Source organism: Pseudarthrobacter sp. Pseusp20 (assembly GCF_059492155.1).
Genome location: NZ_CP168521.1, coordinates 3,397,749 through 3,412,772, shown reverse-complemented (window position 1 = coordinate 3,412,772; position 15,024 = coordinate 3,397,749). Strand labels below are relative to the sequence as shown.

General features: G+C 57.6%; 16 protein-coding genes. 3 read left to right on the top strand and 13 right to left on the bottom strand.

All coding sequences use genetic code 11. The features are described from left to right. Positions 1-83 precede the first annotated feature (83 nt). A complete protein-coding gene (locus ACEN9K_RS15690; RefSeq protein ID WP_144600733.1) occupies positions 84-1,322 on the bottom strand; it encodes a bifunctional glycosyltransferase family 2/GtrA family protein in 1,239 nt (412 codons plus the stop codon). 52 nt (positions 1,323-1,374) lie between these two features. On the opposite strand from ACEN9K_RS15690, the gene ACEN9K_RS15685 reads away from it, so the two are divergent. After that, positions 1,375-3,351: a DUF6541 family protein gene (locus ACEN9K_RS15685; RefSeq protein ID WP_144600731.1), complete on the top strand. Its 1,977-nt coding sequence runs from the start codon at positions 1,375-1,377 to the stop codon at positions 3,349-3,351. 185 nt (positions 3,352-3,536) lie between these two features. Here ACEN9K_RS15685 and ACEN9K_RS15680 read toward each other — a convergent pair whose 3' ends face one another. The 11 genes from ACEN9K_RS15680 to ACEN9K_RS15630 form a co-directional block, all read right to left on the bottom strand. After that, positions 3,537-3,749: a Flp family type IVb pilin gene (locus ACEN9K_RS15680; protein ID WP_056388982.1), complete on the bottom strand. Its 213-nt coding sequence runs from the start codon at positions 3,747-3,749 to the stop codon at positions 3,537-3,539. Between the two features lie 8 nt (positions 3,750-3,757). Further along, a complete protein-coding gene (locus tag ACEN9K_RS15675) occupies positions 3,758-4,630 on the bottom strand; it encodes a type II secretion system F family protein (protein WP_056388985.1) in 873 nt (290 codons plus the stop codon). A 9-nt stretch (positions 4,631-4,639) separates the two neighbouring features. Continuing rightward, positions 4,640-5,593 (bottom strand): type II secretion system F family protein, encoded by a 954-nt coding sequence (locus ACEN9K_RS15670; protein WP_056388988.1) that lies wholly within the window; start codon positions 5,591-5,593, stop codon positions 4,640-4,642. Next, complete coding sequence (locus tag ACEN9K_RS15665) at positions 5,594-7,039, bottom strand: TadA family conjugal transfer-associated ATPase (protein WP_056388991.1); 1,446 nt, start codon at positions 7,037-7,039, stop codon at positions 5,594-5,596. Continuing rightward, positions 7,036-8,235, bottom strand: coding sequence for a CpaE/TadZ family protein (locus tag ACEN9K_RS15660; RefSeq protein WP_056388994.1), 1,200 nt, complete (start codon positions 8,233-8,235; stop codon positions 7,036-7,038). The genes ACEN9K_RS15665 and ACEN9K_RS15660 overlap by 4 nt, the downstream gene beginning before the upstream one ends. After that, the gene (gene cpaB, locus ACEN9K_RS15655) at positions 8,232-9,002 is read right to left on the bottom strand and encodes a Flp pilus assembly protein CpaB (protein ID WP_056388998.1); all 771 of its coding nucleotides are present in this window, start codon (positions 9,000-9,002) and stop codon (positions 8,232-8,234) included. The genes ACEN9K_RS15660 and cpaB overlap by 4 nt, the downstream gene beginning before the upstream one ends. A gap of 20 nt (positions 9,003-9,022) precedes the next feature. Continuing rightward, on the bottom strand, positions 9,023-10,027 hold the full coding sequence (locus ACEN9K_RS15650; RefSeq protein WP_056389001.1) for a pilus assembly protein TadG-related protein: 1,005 nt from the start codon (positions 10,025-10,027) through the stop codon (positions 9,023-9,025). After that, positions 10,015-10,413, bottom strand: coding sequence for a TadE family protein (locus ACEN9K_RS15645; protein WP_082581682.1), 399 nt, complete (start codon positions 10,411-10,413; stop codon positions 10,015-10,017). The genes ACEN9K_RS15650 and ACEN9K_RS15645 overlap by 13 nt, the downstream gene beginning before the upstream one ends. Positions 10,414-10,491: 78 nt before the next feature. Then, positions 10,492-10,692: a Flp family type IVb pilin gene (locus ACEN9K_RS15640; protein ID WP_082581683.1), complete on the bottom strand. Its 201-nt coding sequence runs from the start codon at positions 10,690-10,692 to the stop codon at positions 10,492-10,494. Positions 10,693-10,723: 31 nt separating this feature from the next. Further along, on the bottom strand, positions 10,724-10,924 hold the full coding sequence (locus tag ACEN9K_RS15635; protein ID WP_056389004.1) for a Flp family type IVb pilin: 201 nt from the start codon (positions 10,922-10,924) through the stop codon (positions 10,724-10,726). 278 nt (positions 10,925-11,202) lie between these two features. Then, positions 11,203-11,829, bottom strand: coding sequence for a prepilin peptidase (locus ACEN9K_RS15630; RefSeq protein ID WP_144600725.1), 627 nt, complete (start codon positions 11,827-11,829; stop codon positions 11,203-11,205). A gap of 334 nt (positions 11,830-12,163) precedes the next feature. On the opposite strand from ACEN9K_RS15630, the gene rplM reads away from it, so the two are divergent. After that, complete coding sequence (rplM, locus tag ACEN9K_RS15625; RefSeq protein ID WP_015937805.1) at positions 12,164-12,607, top strand: 50S ribosomal protein L13; 444 nt, start codon at positions 12,164-12,166, stop codon at positions 12,605-12,607. Between the two features lie 38 nt (positions 12,608-12,645). Further along, on the top strand, positions 12,646-13,149 hold the full coding sequence (rpsI, locus tag ACEN9K_RS15620) for a 30S ribosomal protein S9 (protein WP_018769171.1): 504 nt from the start codon (positions 12,646-12,648) through the stop codon (positions 13,147-13,149). Between the two features lie 54 nt (positions 13,150-13,203). Here the strand turns inward: rpsI and ACEN9K_RS15615 are convergent, their stop codons facing one another. Beyond that, the gene (locus tag ACEN9K_RS15615; RefSeq protein ID WP_495634631.1) at positions 13,204-14,982 is read right to left on the bottom strand and encodes a glycosyltransferase family 39 protein; all 1,779 of its coding nucleotides are present in this window, start codon (positions 14,980-14,982) and stop codon (positions 13,204-13,206) included. Positions 14,983-15,024 lie beyond the last annotated feature (42 nt).

Genomic DNA, 15,024 nt, shown 5'->3' with positions numbered 1-15,024 from the left:
ATGTGCCGCAAGGGGGGTTTGGCGTGATTGAAGCACCTGCGCTCGAAGCTCAGCGGGGTCCGACGGGTCGGGCGTCAACGCCGTCAAGAGGCGCGTACCGCTTGCGCGCTGGATGCCACAACGCGGCGGGCTGGATCAGTGCCGGGAACACGGAAAACCCAGACGCGCAACATGACGAAGCGCATGAGGGTCGCGAGGATATTAGCCCCTGTCAGTGTCACGAGCTCCATGGTAGGGGAAGCGTGCGGTGCAGAAGTGTGCAATACCAGCAGCGACGATGATGTTATTGACCAGGCCAGCGTAAAAACAACAAGTCCCTGAAACTGCTGGGTAAAGAGCCTGTCCGGGCCGTTCATGCCGAACGTAAAACGGCGATTAGCGGCTGTATTACCCACCGCCGTCAGGAGGAGGGCGAGAAAGTTGGCGGGTTGGGGGCCAAGAGGCTCCTGGAACAGCACATAGAGCAGTGCAAAGGCCACAGTGGATATGGCTCCGACAATGCCGAACCGGATAACTTGCCCAAAAAAGCTGGGCCTCGACTGTGCGACCATGGGGCGCCGCCCCAGCTCGGCATATATCGCTTGGACGGGAATGGACCCTTTCACAAGGGAGCCAGCAACGCGGACCAGTCCGCGAATGTCGTCAGCTGCTGTCTGCATGATGTCAACCCGACTGTCCGGGTCGTCGACCCAGTCCACTGGGATCTCGTGGATCCGAAGGCCCGAGCGCTCCGCAATTATCAGCAGTTCCGTGTCAAAAAACCATCCGTTGTCCTCAATATGGGGAAGGAGTTTCTTGGCGACTTCAGCCCGGACGGCCTTGAAACCGCACTGGGCATCGGAGAAACGAACCTGCATAGTGCGTTTAAGCAGAAAGTTGTATGAGCGCGAAATGAACTCACGCTGCGGCCCGCGGCTTACGCGGGAGCTCTGGCCAAGCCTCGTGCCAATGGAGATATCGGAGTGGCCTGACAGCAACGGGGCGACAAGCGGCGGCAGTGCCGCGAGGTCCGTGGAGAGGTCGACGTCTACATACGCCAGGACTTCCGCGGCGGAAGAAGTCCAGGCATCACGGAGCGCCCATCCGCGGCCCTTCACATCAAGCCGCCGGTAAGCGACATTTGACATACTGGCGGCCAGGCCAGCCGCAATGACTGGTGTCTCGTCAGTGCTTGCGTTGTCGGCGATGGTAATCTGCCACGTCACTGACATTTCGTTACGCAGATAATTTGCGAGTTTAGTGATGCTCTTTTCGAGTACGGCTTCCTCATTGAAAACCGGTACAACAATTTCAAGCGCCAGGCCCCCGTGGCTAAGTTTCATGTTAGGTATGCTATAGGCGCACAGGGAGGGCTTCCGGGCAGAATGTCGAAACTTGGGGAATACTGATGAACTACTTGGGGAATCCTTGAACTCTTGGCTTACTGCTCTGCCGGGCTTTGGAATGGCGGCGGCGGTGCTCTTGTTGCCCGGGCTGCTTCTCGGCTGGACGCTGGGGTTGCGGCGTATTTGGATGATGTCACTTGCGCCGGTCCTGACTGCGTCACTTGTTGCAGTCTCCACCTTGGTTTGCTGGTGGGTGAACATTGACTGGCAGTTGGGCGTGTTCACCGTATCCGTAGTGGTGTGCGCCGGAGTTGCGCTTGTCCTGGTCCGTGTAGCGGCCAGGCTTTGGCCGAAGTACTTTAATTGGGATCCCGCAGAGAACTCGGCAGGCGCTGCATACTGGCTTGCCTTACTCGCCAGCGGGATCCTTCTGACCCTGCGCTATGCCCAGATTGTCGAGGATCCGGCCAACATCAACCAAGGCATAGACACGCCATTTCACCTTAACCTCGTCCAGCAGATCATTGATTCCCAAGACGGTTCACCCTTCTCTGTGAGGGAGCTGATGGGGGAAGGAGGCGGTTTTTACCCTCAAATATGGCACGCGCTTGCTGCCCTTGTGGCAGAGGCGACAGGGTTGCCCGTGGTCGAGGCATCGAATGCTCTAAACTTCGCCGTCGTAGCCTTGGCATGGCCGATCGGTGTACTTCTCCTGGTCCACGTCGTGGTTGGACCTAAGATGATCGCCTTGCTGGCTGCCGGTACTGCGAGCGCAGGATTTTTCGCTTTTCCTTTTACTATCATGCAGAGCCAAAAGAGCGACTTCGGTCCGCTGTTCCCGTATATGCTCGCTGTCACTTTCCTGGCTCCCCTGCTGACGGTATCGGCCTCGTTACTTGGGTTCGGCCGGACACCGATGCCTTGGCCGCTAGGCCTCACGACACTGGTGGCCGGAATGCCCGGTCTTGTGGTCACACACATGTCGGCGCTGGTAGCCCTTGTTGGGCTTACATCGGGTTTCGCTGCCATGGCCACCGTACGTTCGTTCCGGCAACTCAAACAGAGGAAGTCCGATCCTCTTGCCTACCTCCAATGGACAGCACTTTGGACGACCGTATTTTCCCTTGGCCTGGTGGTCTGGGCCGTGGTGAGGCCGTGGACCACCACCTGGGATCCGATTGACACCCCTGCGGCGGCCATAGGCAGTGTCCTCGTAGTGGCTCCTACTCACGGGGACGTCAGCTGGAGCCTTGCGGTGGTCACACTGCTGGGAACCGCCATCATGTTCAGACGCCCAACCGGACGGTGGTTTCTGGCCGCGTACGGAGGCGCCGTCACGCTTTACCTGGTGGCGGCCTCACTACCACAGCCGCTCGCGAGGCAAATCATTATTGGTGCGTGGTACGGGGACCCACCCCGGCTCGCTGCCCTTCTGCCGATGTTCTGGGCTGTGTTTGTCGGTCTGGCAGCGACGTGGCTCTTTGAAGACATCGCCTCCAGCTACCGTGTCAGATGGTTTGTTGCCGCTGGCATCGCAGCCGCGGCCGCTACTACCGTGATGTGGCCAACAAATTCTCAAACCACGCCGGGGAGGGAACGAACCTACGCTCTTACAGCAGACTCACCCTTGCTGAGCCCCGATGAACTTGAATTGCTGCGCCGTCTTAGTGCCGAAGTCCCGGAGGGTGCGGTGATGGCCAACAACCCGTGGGATGGTAGTTCCACAGCCTTCGCCATCGCGAACCGCCGGGTACTCTTCCCGCACGCATACACAGGTTCGAATCCGGACCGTTTGCTGGTGGCCAAGACACTAAATCAAGCCACGGCCGGCTCAGAGGCTTGTGCGGCTGCAAAGAGGGAGAATGTTGGATTCCTCCTTGATTTTGGCGAGCACTACATTGATCCGCTGCGCACCGAGGTGAATGATTTTCCGGGCATTAGCGTTCCCCCGGATTCGTCGGCATTCGTCAAAGTCGACCAACAAGGCTCCGCCATCTTGTATAGATTCGTGGGCTGCGACCTCTAGTCCGCGATCTCCATGGAAACGATCCGAAGAGGAAACCGCCCTCCTATGGTTTCTGTCGGTAAGCCAGCTGCTCGTTTCACCGACTCGGCTGGCCTCTTTGGACGGCAACAACGGACCCCCTCGGTTCTGGGTGCCGAGGGGGTCCGGTCTATGGGGCGCCAGAGGCGCCGGGCTTACGGCCGCTGCTAGGGGATGCCGAGCGCAGTCTTGATCCCGGAGGTGAGATGGTCAAAGAAGCCGTTAAGTGAGAACCCAAATAAGCCGACTCCGGCCACGATGACGACAGCAACGAAACCAACGGTGATTCCATATTCTGTTGCGGTGGCGCCGTCTTCCTCGCACCTTATTCGCCGTGCGAAATTACGGATCAGGAATAGGGACTGTGCAGGATTCCTCATGACTCCTCCTAGGAGAACGCGGCGATGATGTTCATGACTGCCGGCCCCAGCAGGATGATGAAGAGGGTCGGGAAGATGAAGAAAATTAGTGGAAAGAGAATCTTCACTGGTATCTTCATGGCGTGTTCCTCGGCACGCTGTCGGCGCTTCATCCGCATTTCGTGGGCCTGGACTTTCAGCACCTTGGCGATGGCAATTCCGTATGCATCCGCTTGAACAATCGCGCGGATGAATGAGCGCAGGTCGGGGACGTCAACTCGGTCAGACATAGCCAAATAGGCTTCCTTTCGGGAACGCCCCACTTGCATGTCCTGCAGCGTTCGCATCATTTCGTCAGCCAGTGGGCCGCCCCCATTTTGCGCTGTGCGCGCCATAGCGGCTTCAAACCCAAGACCTGCTTGGACAGAGATCAACATCTGGTCCAGGGTGTTCGGCAACTCCAGCCGAATCTTGTCTCTCCTCTTCTCAGCCTTACTGCGAATCAGCAGGTCCGGTGCGAAATAGCCAAACGCAAGAGCGGCAATGAGGAACGCGAACCGTGCCGGCTCAGGCGAGGCGAGGAAGTAGAAAAGAGCCAGAAGTCCGGCACCGAGAGCCAGTAGCGGTTTCGTCACCAGGAGTCGTTCAAGGGGCCACTCCTTGGGGCGTCCCAGGGCAGCGAGCTGTTTGTCCAGCCAAGCGACGTAGCGAACTGGAGTCACTTTGCGGGCCACGGCGCTGAATTCCAGGGTTAAGCTTTGCGGAGCTGCGTTCCTGGCCCGTTGACCGAGGTTCGTTTGGATGTTTCGAAGGGCGAGCCTATCTACGGCTGCTACCGACCACACGAGGTATGTGACAGGCAAAACGATGGCAAGTATGGCTCCGAGTGCAATGGGTGACATGTTGCTCTCCTAATACTTTGGCTTGATAAGCCGGCTGAGCCAGAAGCCACCGGCAGTGAGCATTACAGCCGCAGCGCTCAGCATCAGGTAACCAGGAACGGTGCTCGTAAACGTTTTCGCATATTGACCGTTGATCAGGATCAGGGCGAAGAACAAAACAACTGGCAGTCCCATGAGCACGGCAGCCGACATCTTGCCTTCGGCACTAAGCGCCTTTACCTGGCGGCGTATCTGGTTACGGTCACGGATGGTTTCGCCGACGTGGTCGAGCACTTCCGCCAAATCTCCGCCCACCTCACGGTGGATCTCAATGGCTTGGGAGATCCAACTGAAGTCTTCGCTGCCGGTGCGAGAAGAAACCTCGTTCATTGAATCCCCAAGGTCGCGGCCGATCCTAGTTTCATTGACGATCCTGCTCAGTTCTTCCGACATGGGTGCGTCACTTTCACGTGCTGACGCGTCGATAGCTCGCAAGAGGGAATGACCAGCACGCATGCTTCCGGTGAGCATTTGCAGGGTGTCCGGCAGTTGCTCATCGAACTTGCCCTTCCGTCTGGAAGTTAGTACCGAAAGATAGGCGAGCATTCCGGCCGGAACAACTGCGAGCAGAATGATCGCGAAGAAGAGCCCCCCAAGCAGGAAACCGAAGACGCTTCCCGCCAGCGCGCCCGCGCCCATCATGAGCAGGAAGTCGGCTGGCTGGGTCTTTAACCCGGCCTGTTCCAGCTTTTCGCGGCTAACCAGAAAGTCTTTTCTTCCTTTCATACGTTTGTTGATGGCGCCAACTGCAGTATCGGTGAGGACAGTCAGCCTGGAAGCACCTGCGGGCACATCCGGCCGGCGCCGTGAGAGCGGAATCGCATGACGGGGTTTCAGTACGACAATGAAAGTGACAATGATCGACGTGAAGATCATTAGCACCCCCGCAACCAACATCATGACCGGAGCTTCTGGAGTTTCCATCTATCGACTCCTTGGCCCTTGCGCACCAAAAACAGCAGGGGAGATTTTGATTCCCAGTTCCTCGAACCTGTCCGTGAACCGGGGCCGGACTCCGGTAGGAATAGGCTTCCCAAGGAATCGGCCGTTCGCGTCAATGCCCGCGGAATAGTCGAAGACGAAGGCATCCTGAAGCGTGACGATGTCTCCTTCCATGCCCTGCACTTCAGTTATGTGTGTCACCCGCCGTGATCCGTCCCTGAGCCGCGAGATATGCACGATCAGGTTTACCGCGGACGCAATCTGCTCCCGGATTGCCCTGAGCGGTAGGTCCATCCCTGCCATGAGGACAAGTGTTTCCAGGCGGGCCACTGCGTCACGAGGCGAGTTGGCGTGGACGGTCGAGATCGAGCCGTCGTGGCCGGTGTTCATCGCCTGGAGCATATCGAGTGATTCGCCGCCACGGACCTCACCGACAACAATGCGGTCAGGCCTCATACGAAGAGAGTTGCGGACCAGATCACGAATAGAGACCTCGCCCTTGCCTTCAATATTCGCTGGCCGGCTTTCGAGTCTGACCACGTGGTCCTGCTGAAGCTGCAGTTCGACGGCATCCTCGATGGTCACGATGCGGTCCGTAGCGGGGATGAAGGAGGAAAGCACGTTCAACATCGTCGTCTTGCCGGTGCCCGTACCACCGGAAACGATGATGTTCATCCTTGCCAATACGCATGCCTGGAGCAACTCGGCCATTTCGGGGGACAGGCTTCCGAAGCTGACCAGTTTTTGTACCGTCAGCGCCTCGCGCCCGAACTTACGGATTGTCAGCGACGCGCCGTTCACCGCCAACGGAGGGATGATCGCGTTTACACGGGATCCATCGGCCAAGCGAGCATCCACAAGTGGGGACGATTCATCGATTCGGCGCCCAATCCGGGTGACGATCCGCTCAATGACCCTACGAAGAGCATCCTCATTACTGAACTTGGTGTCGGTGAGGAAAAGGTGCCCATTTCGCTCGACGTATATCTGGTCCGCCCTGTTCACCATAATTTCTGTGACTGACGGGTCGTCCAGGTACCGCTGCAGCGGTCCATGTCCGAGGACATCGTCGATGATCTCCCGTGTGAGGCGCTGTCGCTCACCCTGTGACAGAGGGACCTGTTCCTCATCAACAACTGCCTTCAGCTCATCCTTTACAAACTGATGGAGCTCAGCCTCCTCAAGGGATGAGTCCGTGATCCGGGAGCCCAGCCTCTCGTAGAGTGCCTGACTGGCCCGTTCCTTGAGGCCTGTGAGTGCCTCGCTCGCAGTTCCACCGGTTACTTCTATCGTCACCGGGGCTTGGGCCTGCTCAGCTGCTTGAGCCAGTTGAATAGAACCCAAGGTAGATGCGAGGTATGGGGCAGCTTCGGAAGTGGGAGCATCGGACTCGCCACGCAACTTTGCAAAACGGTTGGAGAGACTCACTGAACTACCGCCCTTCTGTGGACCTTCTTGCGTGGCGCTTCCCAATTAGGTTTGAACCGCTCGACCAACTTGCGCAGCCCCTTGGCTGCTCCATCCCGGCTGCCATCCTGAAGCAGCGGGACGCCCTTGTTCGTCGAGAATGGGACCGCGCGGGACTTGGGAAGAACGACATCTACAGGCGCGCCAATGGTGGCCTCAACGTCTTGAACTGTCAGGCCCGTCCGCCGATCCGCCATGTTTAGCACCACGTGCCGGTTATCAGGGAGCAGATCGAGTTCCGAAAGGATCTGGAACCCCGTTCGCAACCCACGAATACTCGGGACATCCATTCCGCATACCCAAACAGCGTCCGTGGCCTGCTCCAGAGTGGCCAGCACGTGCTCGCCAAGGCCGGGTGCGGTATCGACCACCACATATTGGAACTCTGCCCTCAGTTGGCGAAGTAAGTGGCTTATATTTTCGCCGGATATCCGGTCCATATCGATAGGATTGCGGGGCGCGCACAGGACGTAAATGTTGCCTGGGTGGAGAGACAAATAGGTCTTGAGTACCATTGCATCCTGGCTCGCGGCACCCACCACAGCCTCCGTGATCGTGAATTCAGGCTCAAGCATCAGGCCGCTTGCTATGTCCCCGAACTGGAGATCCAGGTCGACAACCACGACGCTCATGGGTGAAACCTGTCCCAAGCCGATCGCAAGGTTGCTGGCCACCGTCGTCTTACCCACCCCGCCTTTGGGAGACATGACGGCGATGACCCGGCCTCCTTCAGCGGCCGGACGCTCGGCAGTGTTTGGTGCCAAACCCCGCCGGCGTCCGGCGGCCGCAAGGCTCGCCCGTTCCACCAGTGCTCGAACCTGGTCTAGGTCTGCTGCGGGCGGGATCAGATCACGAATACCGGAACGCATTGCATTCAAGGCAAGATCGCCGTCGTCATCTGCCGCCAGCACGATGCTGATTTCGGGATATTGCAGGTCCATGACCGCGGCGAATTTCAGGGCTTCCTCCTGCGGAAGCCCTGGGCCAAGAATGAGCACCTCTGGAGGTTCGCCTGCTTGCTGCCGAAGGAGATCTTCAGGGGACTCGGGAAGGTAAGCGGCTTGGAAAAACTGCAATGATCCGCTCAACGGGGCTACAGATGCCCGAACCTTGCGCTCGTAGTCAAGGGATGGCGATATCAGAATGAACCGGCTCATTTGAATACCTTTGTTTGGTTGACTACACCGTTGGTGCCTTCAGTGGCGTCGGCCGGTTCTTTCGAGAGGTAGACCTTCCCGAATTCAGCGGCATAAACGAGCTTTTCGGTGTCGACTGCATTCCGGGCGAACGTGATCAGGTACGAATCGCTTGTAGCTGGCTTGTTCTCGCTAGCCGCGTTGAGGGCACCCGATGAGCTCCCTTGAGTTGATTGCGCCTGCGTTTGGGCTGCGGCTCCCGAACTGAACTGAACGGCAGTGACTAGAACCTTGTGGAACGTGAGCTGGGTTCCGTTGCCGACGCCCGAAGGATCTGTCATGGAGATGAACACGCCTACTGTGTCGCCGGCCTGGATCTTGCCGCCGACGACCCGCTCAATCCCCAGGCGAAGAGTGATTTCCTGGAGCCCGGGTGGCACCGCAACCCGTGACGGGCCGAGGTAGGCATTTGCGTCTACGAGGCGGCTGCTGAGGAGCTGCTCGCCAGGCACCAGCGCGACTGCGGTGACTGTCGATCCCAACGAGGCCAGATCGTGGACTCCATCGACTGCCACGGCGGTGCGTGGCACTGCTTTAGTAGTAACGTACTGCGAGAGTTGGCTGGCCGGCGTTCCGGCCGGGACGTTCTGTTTGACGACCAGTACGTCCTCTGTTTCGGTGTTTGCCAAGGCGCGTCGATCCGCTCCTTGGACGTAATTGAAGAGAAGGACTGTGCCAAGAACTGCTACCACCAGTGCGGCTATGCCTCCCAGTAGGCGTGTTTTCATTACTTTCCCCTTAGTTGGAACTATTTGATGAGCCGGATTTCCGACGTGCCCAGATTTTGGCCTCCAGGAATGTAGCCACCGGAGCCGATAACCGAGTATTTGACGAACTGGCCGATGACACAGCGGTCGTTTCCGCCTGAGCAAGCTAGGGAGCTTGTCATTCCGGGGTCACTGGCGGTGTTGCGGAACTCGTAAACTCCGTTGTTGCCGAACTTCCAGCCCCAGATTTTGAATGTTGCGTAACCAATAATGTGGAACGAACCACCCTGCCCAGTGCCAGAGGACGTGTCGAACACGGGGAATTCGACTTTGACTTCTCCTCCTGCTTCGATCGTGGTTTTCCAGGTACCGAGAATTGTTGCGCAGCCACTTGGAGGGTTATTGCCGGGGTCCGATCCCATATCATTTGTTCCCACTTGTGTGTCAGCGACACAGGGGGAGTCCTGGTCAAGCCAGCCCCAACCGCCTGGAATCTGTGTTCCGGAGGGGCCCGTGCATGTCCCTCCCGGTTTGTATGACATCTTCTGAACTTCCGCCGTCTGGCTCCCTGAAGCCAGGTTGTAACAGTTGTTAGACAAAGCCAGCGGGAATCCGGAGCCGCCACCAGGGGGGCCCGCAGCTGCTACAGCTTGGGCACCAACCGTTACCGGGCCAGCGTTAATTGCATTTGCGAATAGGTTCGTCAGAAAACTGGACGAACCATTTTTCGTGGACGTAGTGACTGTCACTTGACCGGGTGTCGAAAGATCAACGGAAGCCGTGCTGGCGCCATCGTTGGAGTTTGAATTTGCCAAGTCATTCGCAAGGGCAGGAGTACAGGTGCCGGCCTGGCAACTTAGAGCAACGGCTAGGGCGCTTGCGTCGGCGCCATTTTGCAGTTGCGCGCGCTCGGCATAGATCTGCCCGACATCGACCGCCATTGCACCCGCGCCTATGAGGACGAGCATCATGACAGCGACTGTCACACCGGCTGCTCCGCGTTCACCTTCGTTTGCACCCCTTGCCTTTTTGACTAACCGCCACATTGCATAGCCCCTTTACCTGTGACTGTGAGGCTCGGGCCGAAAAACCCTGTTAGAGAAGAGCCGCTGTATTTGACCGTTACTACTGCAGTCGATGCTGGCGTCGCTGCCGGGCAGGTCGCTGACGAGAAGTCGAAGGTGAGCAGAGAGGAGTTAATTGAAGGTGCGCCGGCCTTGCCAGCTGCCGTTGCTTTCGTCGCGTCCTTGGTGATGGCCATCGTCCGGGCAGCTTCGCGTGATGCCTGCGTGACAGAGACTTGAATGTTGTATGCATTTGAGAACTCGACGATGGCTATGATCAAAGCGACCAGAATCGGGGCGACTAACGCGAATTCGACTGCAACGGCACCCCGTTCACCGTTATCAGAAGTTCTGTTGCTGCGTTTCAAAGGGTCCCCCTGGACGGTTGCAGCTTGAAAAGGGTCGGTGTGCCGTGCTCGGGAGCACGGCACACCGATTCCGGATAACTACCAAGCGCCGACAGTGCCGGCTAGACCATTGAAGAAGGCATTCAGGTTAGTGCCGAAGAGAGTTACCCCTGCGACGATAACCAAGGCAATAAGTCCAACGAGCAGTGAGTATTCAGTGGCCGTTGCGCCCTTTTCGCTGGTGAAGATTGTCCGGATGGCAACCGCCAGTTCTCGAACAAAGGCATTAATGTTTGACATTTTGTCGACACTCCCTCGTTGACGTTGGCTTCTACCAGGCGCCAACCTTGCCAGCGAGTCCGTTGAAGAAGGTGTTGAGGTTGCCGCCGAAGAGCGTTACGCCCGCGACGATCACCAGTGCGATGAGGCCTACCAGCAGGGAGTACTCGGTGGCCGTCGCTCCCTTTTCCGAGGAGAAACGCTCCTTGACACCGGTGACGAAAGCCATCATCGAGACCATGAGAGAAGTCATTGTATTTTCCTTAATTCGGTGAAATTGAAGTGATTTGTATTTCAACGAATTTCCAGCTGCCCCCATAAATCCTTAGCGGCTGGACTTCGCTAAGAAGAGATTGTCATTCAAGCCAACGGGCAACAATGCGTAGTAGTACTCGAATTTTTCGTGGCATGCTGAACTGACGTACTCGAATACTCGGAAAGGTACCTAGGGTGAGATCCGCGTGTTCTCTTTACTACTTGGATGGGTGCGCTTCACCACGAGCGGGAGGCGTCCGGAAGGGAGTGTTCCGGCTACGGGATGAGCAGTGCTGTGATGGCCAGGGCGCCCAGCATAGCGGGGCCATGTGCCACTTCCTTGGCCTTATTCCGGCGTTTTCCACCGACGATTATGGCTGTGCTGATCCCGTTCACAATGAAGCCCAGAAGGCCGCCATACAGCAGTTGGCTCCAACCTAGGTACCCCAGATAAAGGCCGATAGGTGCCGCCAGCTTTACATCACCCATACCGATGGCACCAGGCGAAATCAAAGCCAAAAGAACGTAGATGGCGAACAAAATCGCGGCGCTGAGAAGTGCGCGCAGAAAGTCATCAGCCTGCTGACCAAATATCAGGGGTGCTGCCAACAAGAGAACGCCGGCTACTAGCAAAATTATGACCAGCTGGTTGGGCAATAAATGCAGCGCAATATCCACCCTGGCAAGCTGCACACCAAGCACGGCCAGGAGTATCAATGCGGGCAGTGCCGCAGTATTTCCGAAACGCACAACGAGGGCGACACAGGCGGCGCCGGTGATTGCCGCCGTCGTAATCCGAACCCGCAAAGTAGGAAGGCCACCCAGCCGCGGGAGCAGTCGCGAAATCAAGAGCTCGGCCACGGGGGAGAGGAAGAGCCCCAGGAGGCCGATGGCAACGACCATGAGACCAGCGGTCGGACCGTTGCCCCCTGCTGATACCACTGCGGCCCCCTAAGTAGCTTGGGCCGGCGCGGGATGTACCCACCGCCGGCTACCCCATTTTGACCCTGAACCCCTTGACGCGCTAATCTTGGTAGTCGTTGTGCGTGTCCTATTCCGATGGTGCGTGCCCGCTTGAGAATCCGGTTGCAGGATAACTACTCAACGTGCACATTCGGAACTTCAGGATGACTGGTTACATGGAGCCCTCACCTCTGTTCCGGTAGCGCGCAGACAGTAGGTGCGCGAGCTAGCGACACCTAAACAAGAACGCCAGAACAAGAACGAGGCAAACACCGTGCGTACGTACACCCCGAAGCCCGGCGATATCAACCGCCAGTGGCACGTCATTGACGCCACCGACGTTGTCCTTGGTCGTCTTGCAAGCCAGACCGCAATCCTGCTGCGCGGCAAGCACAAGGCCACTTTCGCATCCCACATGGACATGGGCGACTTTGTCATCATCATCAACGCCGAGAAGGTAGCCCTGACCGGTGCCAAGCTGGAGCAGAAGCGCGCATACCGCCACTCCGGCTACCCGGGCGGCCTGACCTCCGTCAACTACGCGGAACTGCTGGAATCGAACCCGGTCCGCGCCGTTGAGAAGGCCATCAAGGGCATGCTCCCCAAGAACTCCCTGGCTGCCCAGCAGCTCGGCAAGCTGAAGGTGTACCGCGGTGCCGAGCACCCGCACGCCGCCCAGCAGCCCAAGACTTTCGAAATCACCCAGGTCGCCCAGTAGTCCTGGCCACCAAACAACTTATCTATACAAGGAGAATCGTGGCTCAGAACGAAGAGACCACCGAGGTCGTCGAGGCCGAGGAAAACCTGACCAGCTACACCTCTGAGAGCTCAGCTGCTGAAGCTGCTCCCAAGAAGGAGCGCCCGGCCCTGACCGTTGCCGGCGCAGCTGTTGGCCGCCGCAAGGAAGCCGTTGCACGCGTCCGCGTTGTGCCCGGCTCCGGCAAGTGGACCATCAACGGCCGCGAGCTGGCGAACTACTTCCCCAACAAGCTGCACCAGCAGGACGTCAACGAGCCCTTCAAGATCCTCGATCTCGAAGGTGCCTACGACGTCATCGCCCGCATCCACGGCGGCGGCATCTCCGGCCAGGCAGGCGCCCTGCGTCTTGGCATCGCCCGTTCCCTGAACGAGATCGACGTCGAGAACAACCGCGCGACCCTGAAGAAGGCCGGTTACCTGTCCCGCGACGCCCGTGTCATCGAGCGTAAGAAGGCTGGTCTCAAGAAGGCCCGTAAGGCTCAGCAGTACTCCAAGCGCTAAATCCGCTTGCACAGAAGCCCGCCCCGCTATCCAGCGGGGCGGGCTTCTGTCGCTTCAGTCTGGTAGTTGCTGCGTCAGATCATACAGACGAACACCGGCGAATTCCCGGTATGGGTAGTGGTCTTGGATCCAAGCGACAACCGACAGTGTGTTCGGGCTGGCAGACCAACTTAGGATACCCGGCTGGTGGATGTAGTAGTGCACTTCTCCTGCGTGTAGATAGTCCTTAAAGGAGTTCAGTGACGGGTAAGAATCCAGAGCAGAGAAACCGCCAACGGACATCACCGGACGCTTCGTAGCCAGTTGGTAAAGGGCCGCATTTTCGCTTCCCGTCGTCGCAGCCGCCCAACGCGCGCCAGAAGATGTCCCCTCAATGTATGCTGCAATTTCTGCGACCACAGGCTCTCCTCGAGAGAGTGCGTACTTGCTCTTCTCATCCAGCCTCAATTGTTCGGCGTCGCGTTTGTGCCAACTCTCGGCAGTCGGAACAGGTCCGGAAATCGGAAACGATCCTTGCTGGGAAGTCGATATGGACTCGATGACGAACAACGCAGGGATTATGACTATTGTCGTCCCTGCTAGTAAGAGCGCTATCGAAGCGACTTGATGTCGTTTGGCCGTAAGGGGAAGTAGTAGGGCGACTGCAGACGCAAGCGCTCCGACTTTCATTCCGAATACTGCCCAAGGCTGCCAGTCCTGAAACCACGTGAGGATACCGGACGTGAGTACAGCGCAGAGGAGCGTGACAACCGCTGCCCCCCGCACATAGATCATCCTATTTCTGTTCACCCAGAAGGCTTCGAACGCGGTGCCAGCCATCGATGCCATTGGTAGTGCCAGCATCGAGGTGTAGTACGGGTGGATATCACCGGTCATGAAGCTAAGCACTGCAAAGGTGGTCAAAAACCACATGACCAATAGTGCCATAGCGTAGGACCCCAAACGGGACGGGCTGCGGCGGCAGATTCTGATCACCATCAGAGCTGTGCCCACGAAGGCAACAGGTAGCAGCCATGCCACCTCGGGAGCGTAATTGATGGTGAAGAGACGGATTGGACTTGCGTCATATCCAACTACCCCTGAAAAGTCTTTTGGATTAACGGCGCCTAGGTCCGTCTTGCCGGTCAATCGGCCGAGCCCGTTGTATCCAAAAGTAAGGTCGACAAAGCTGTTTGTCGTTGTTCCACCTATCCAGGGTCTTTTCGAGGGCGGCGTCAGTTCAACGATCGCAATCCACAATGAAGCCGGAATAAGTGTGACCACTGCGGCGGTAAAAAGATGGCCAAGCCTCGCACGCATTCGGCCGTCGCCGAAGATCAAGAACGCAAGTCCGAGAGCTGGTACCAGAATCCAACTCTGGAACTGCTTACATAGGAAGGCAATGCCCAGGATAAACGAGGCTGCGTAGATATACCTCGGTTGGTGCTTTTCTGCTGACTTCACGGCGAAAAATACGGCCAAAGACCACAGAAACAGTAGCAAGGCGTCCGGATTATTGAACCTAAAAATAATGGATGTCACAGGAATGAGTACCACAAACAGCCCGGTAATAAGAGCTTGACGCCGACTAGACCAGCAAAGCGTGGTGCGGTAGACCATGCCTACTGTTGCAATCCCCATCAATGCTTGAGGGACGAGGACGCTCAATGAATTTAGGCCGAATAGCCTTATGGACAATGCCATTATCCACAAATGCGCCGGCGGCTTATCTACTGTTAGACCGTTTCCTGCATCGGCAGAACCGTAGAACAGGCCTTGCAAATCTGCGGCGCCTACTTGCGCCGCAGAGGCGTAATAGGGATTTCCCCATCCATTTATCGTTAGGTTCCACAAGTAGACCAGTCCGGCTATGGAATAGAGCGCTGCTTCGGGCCA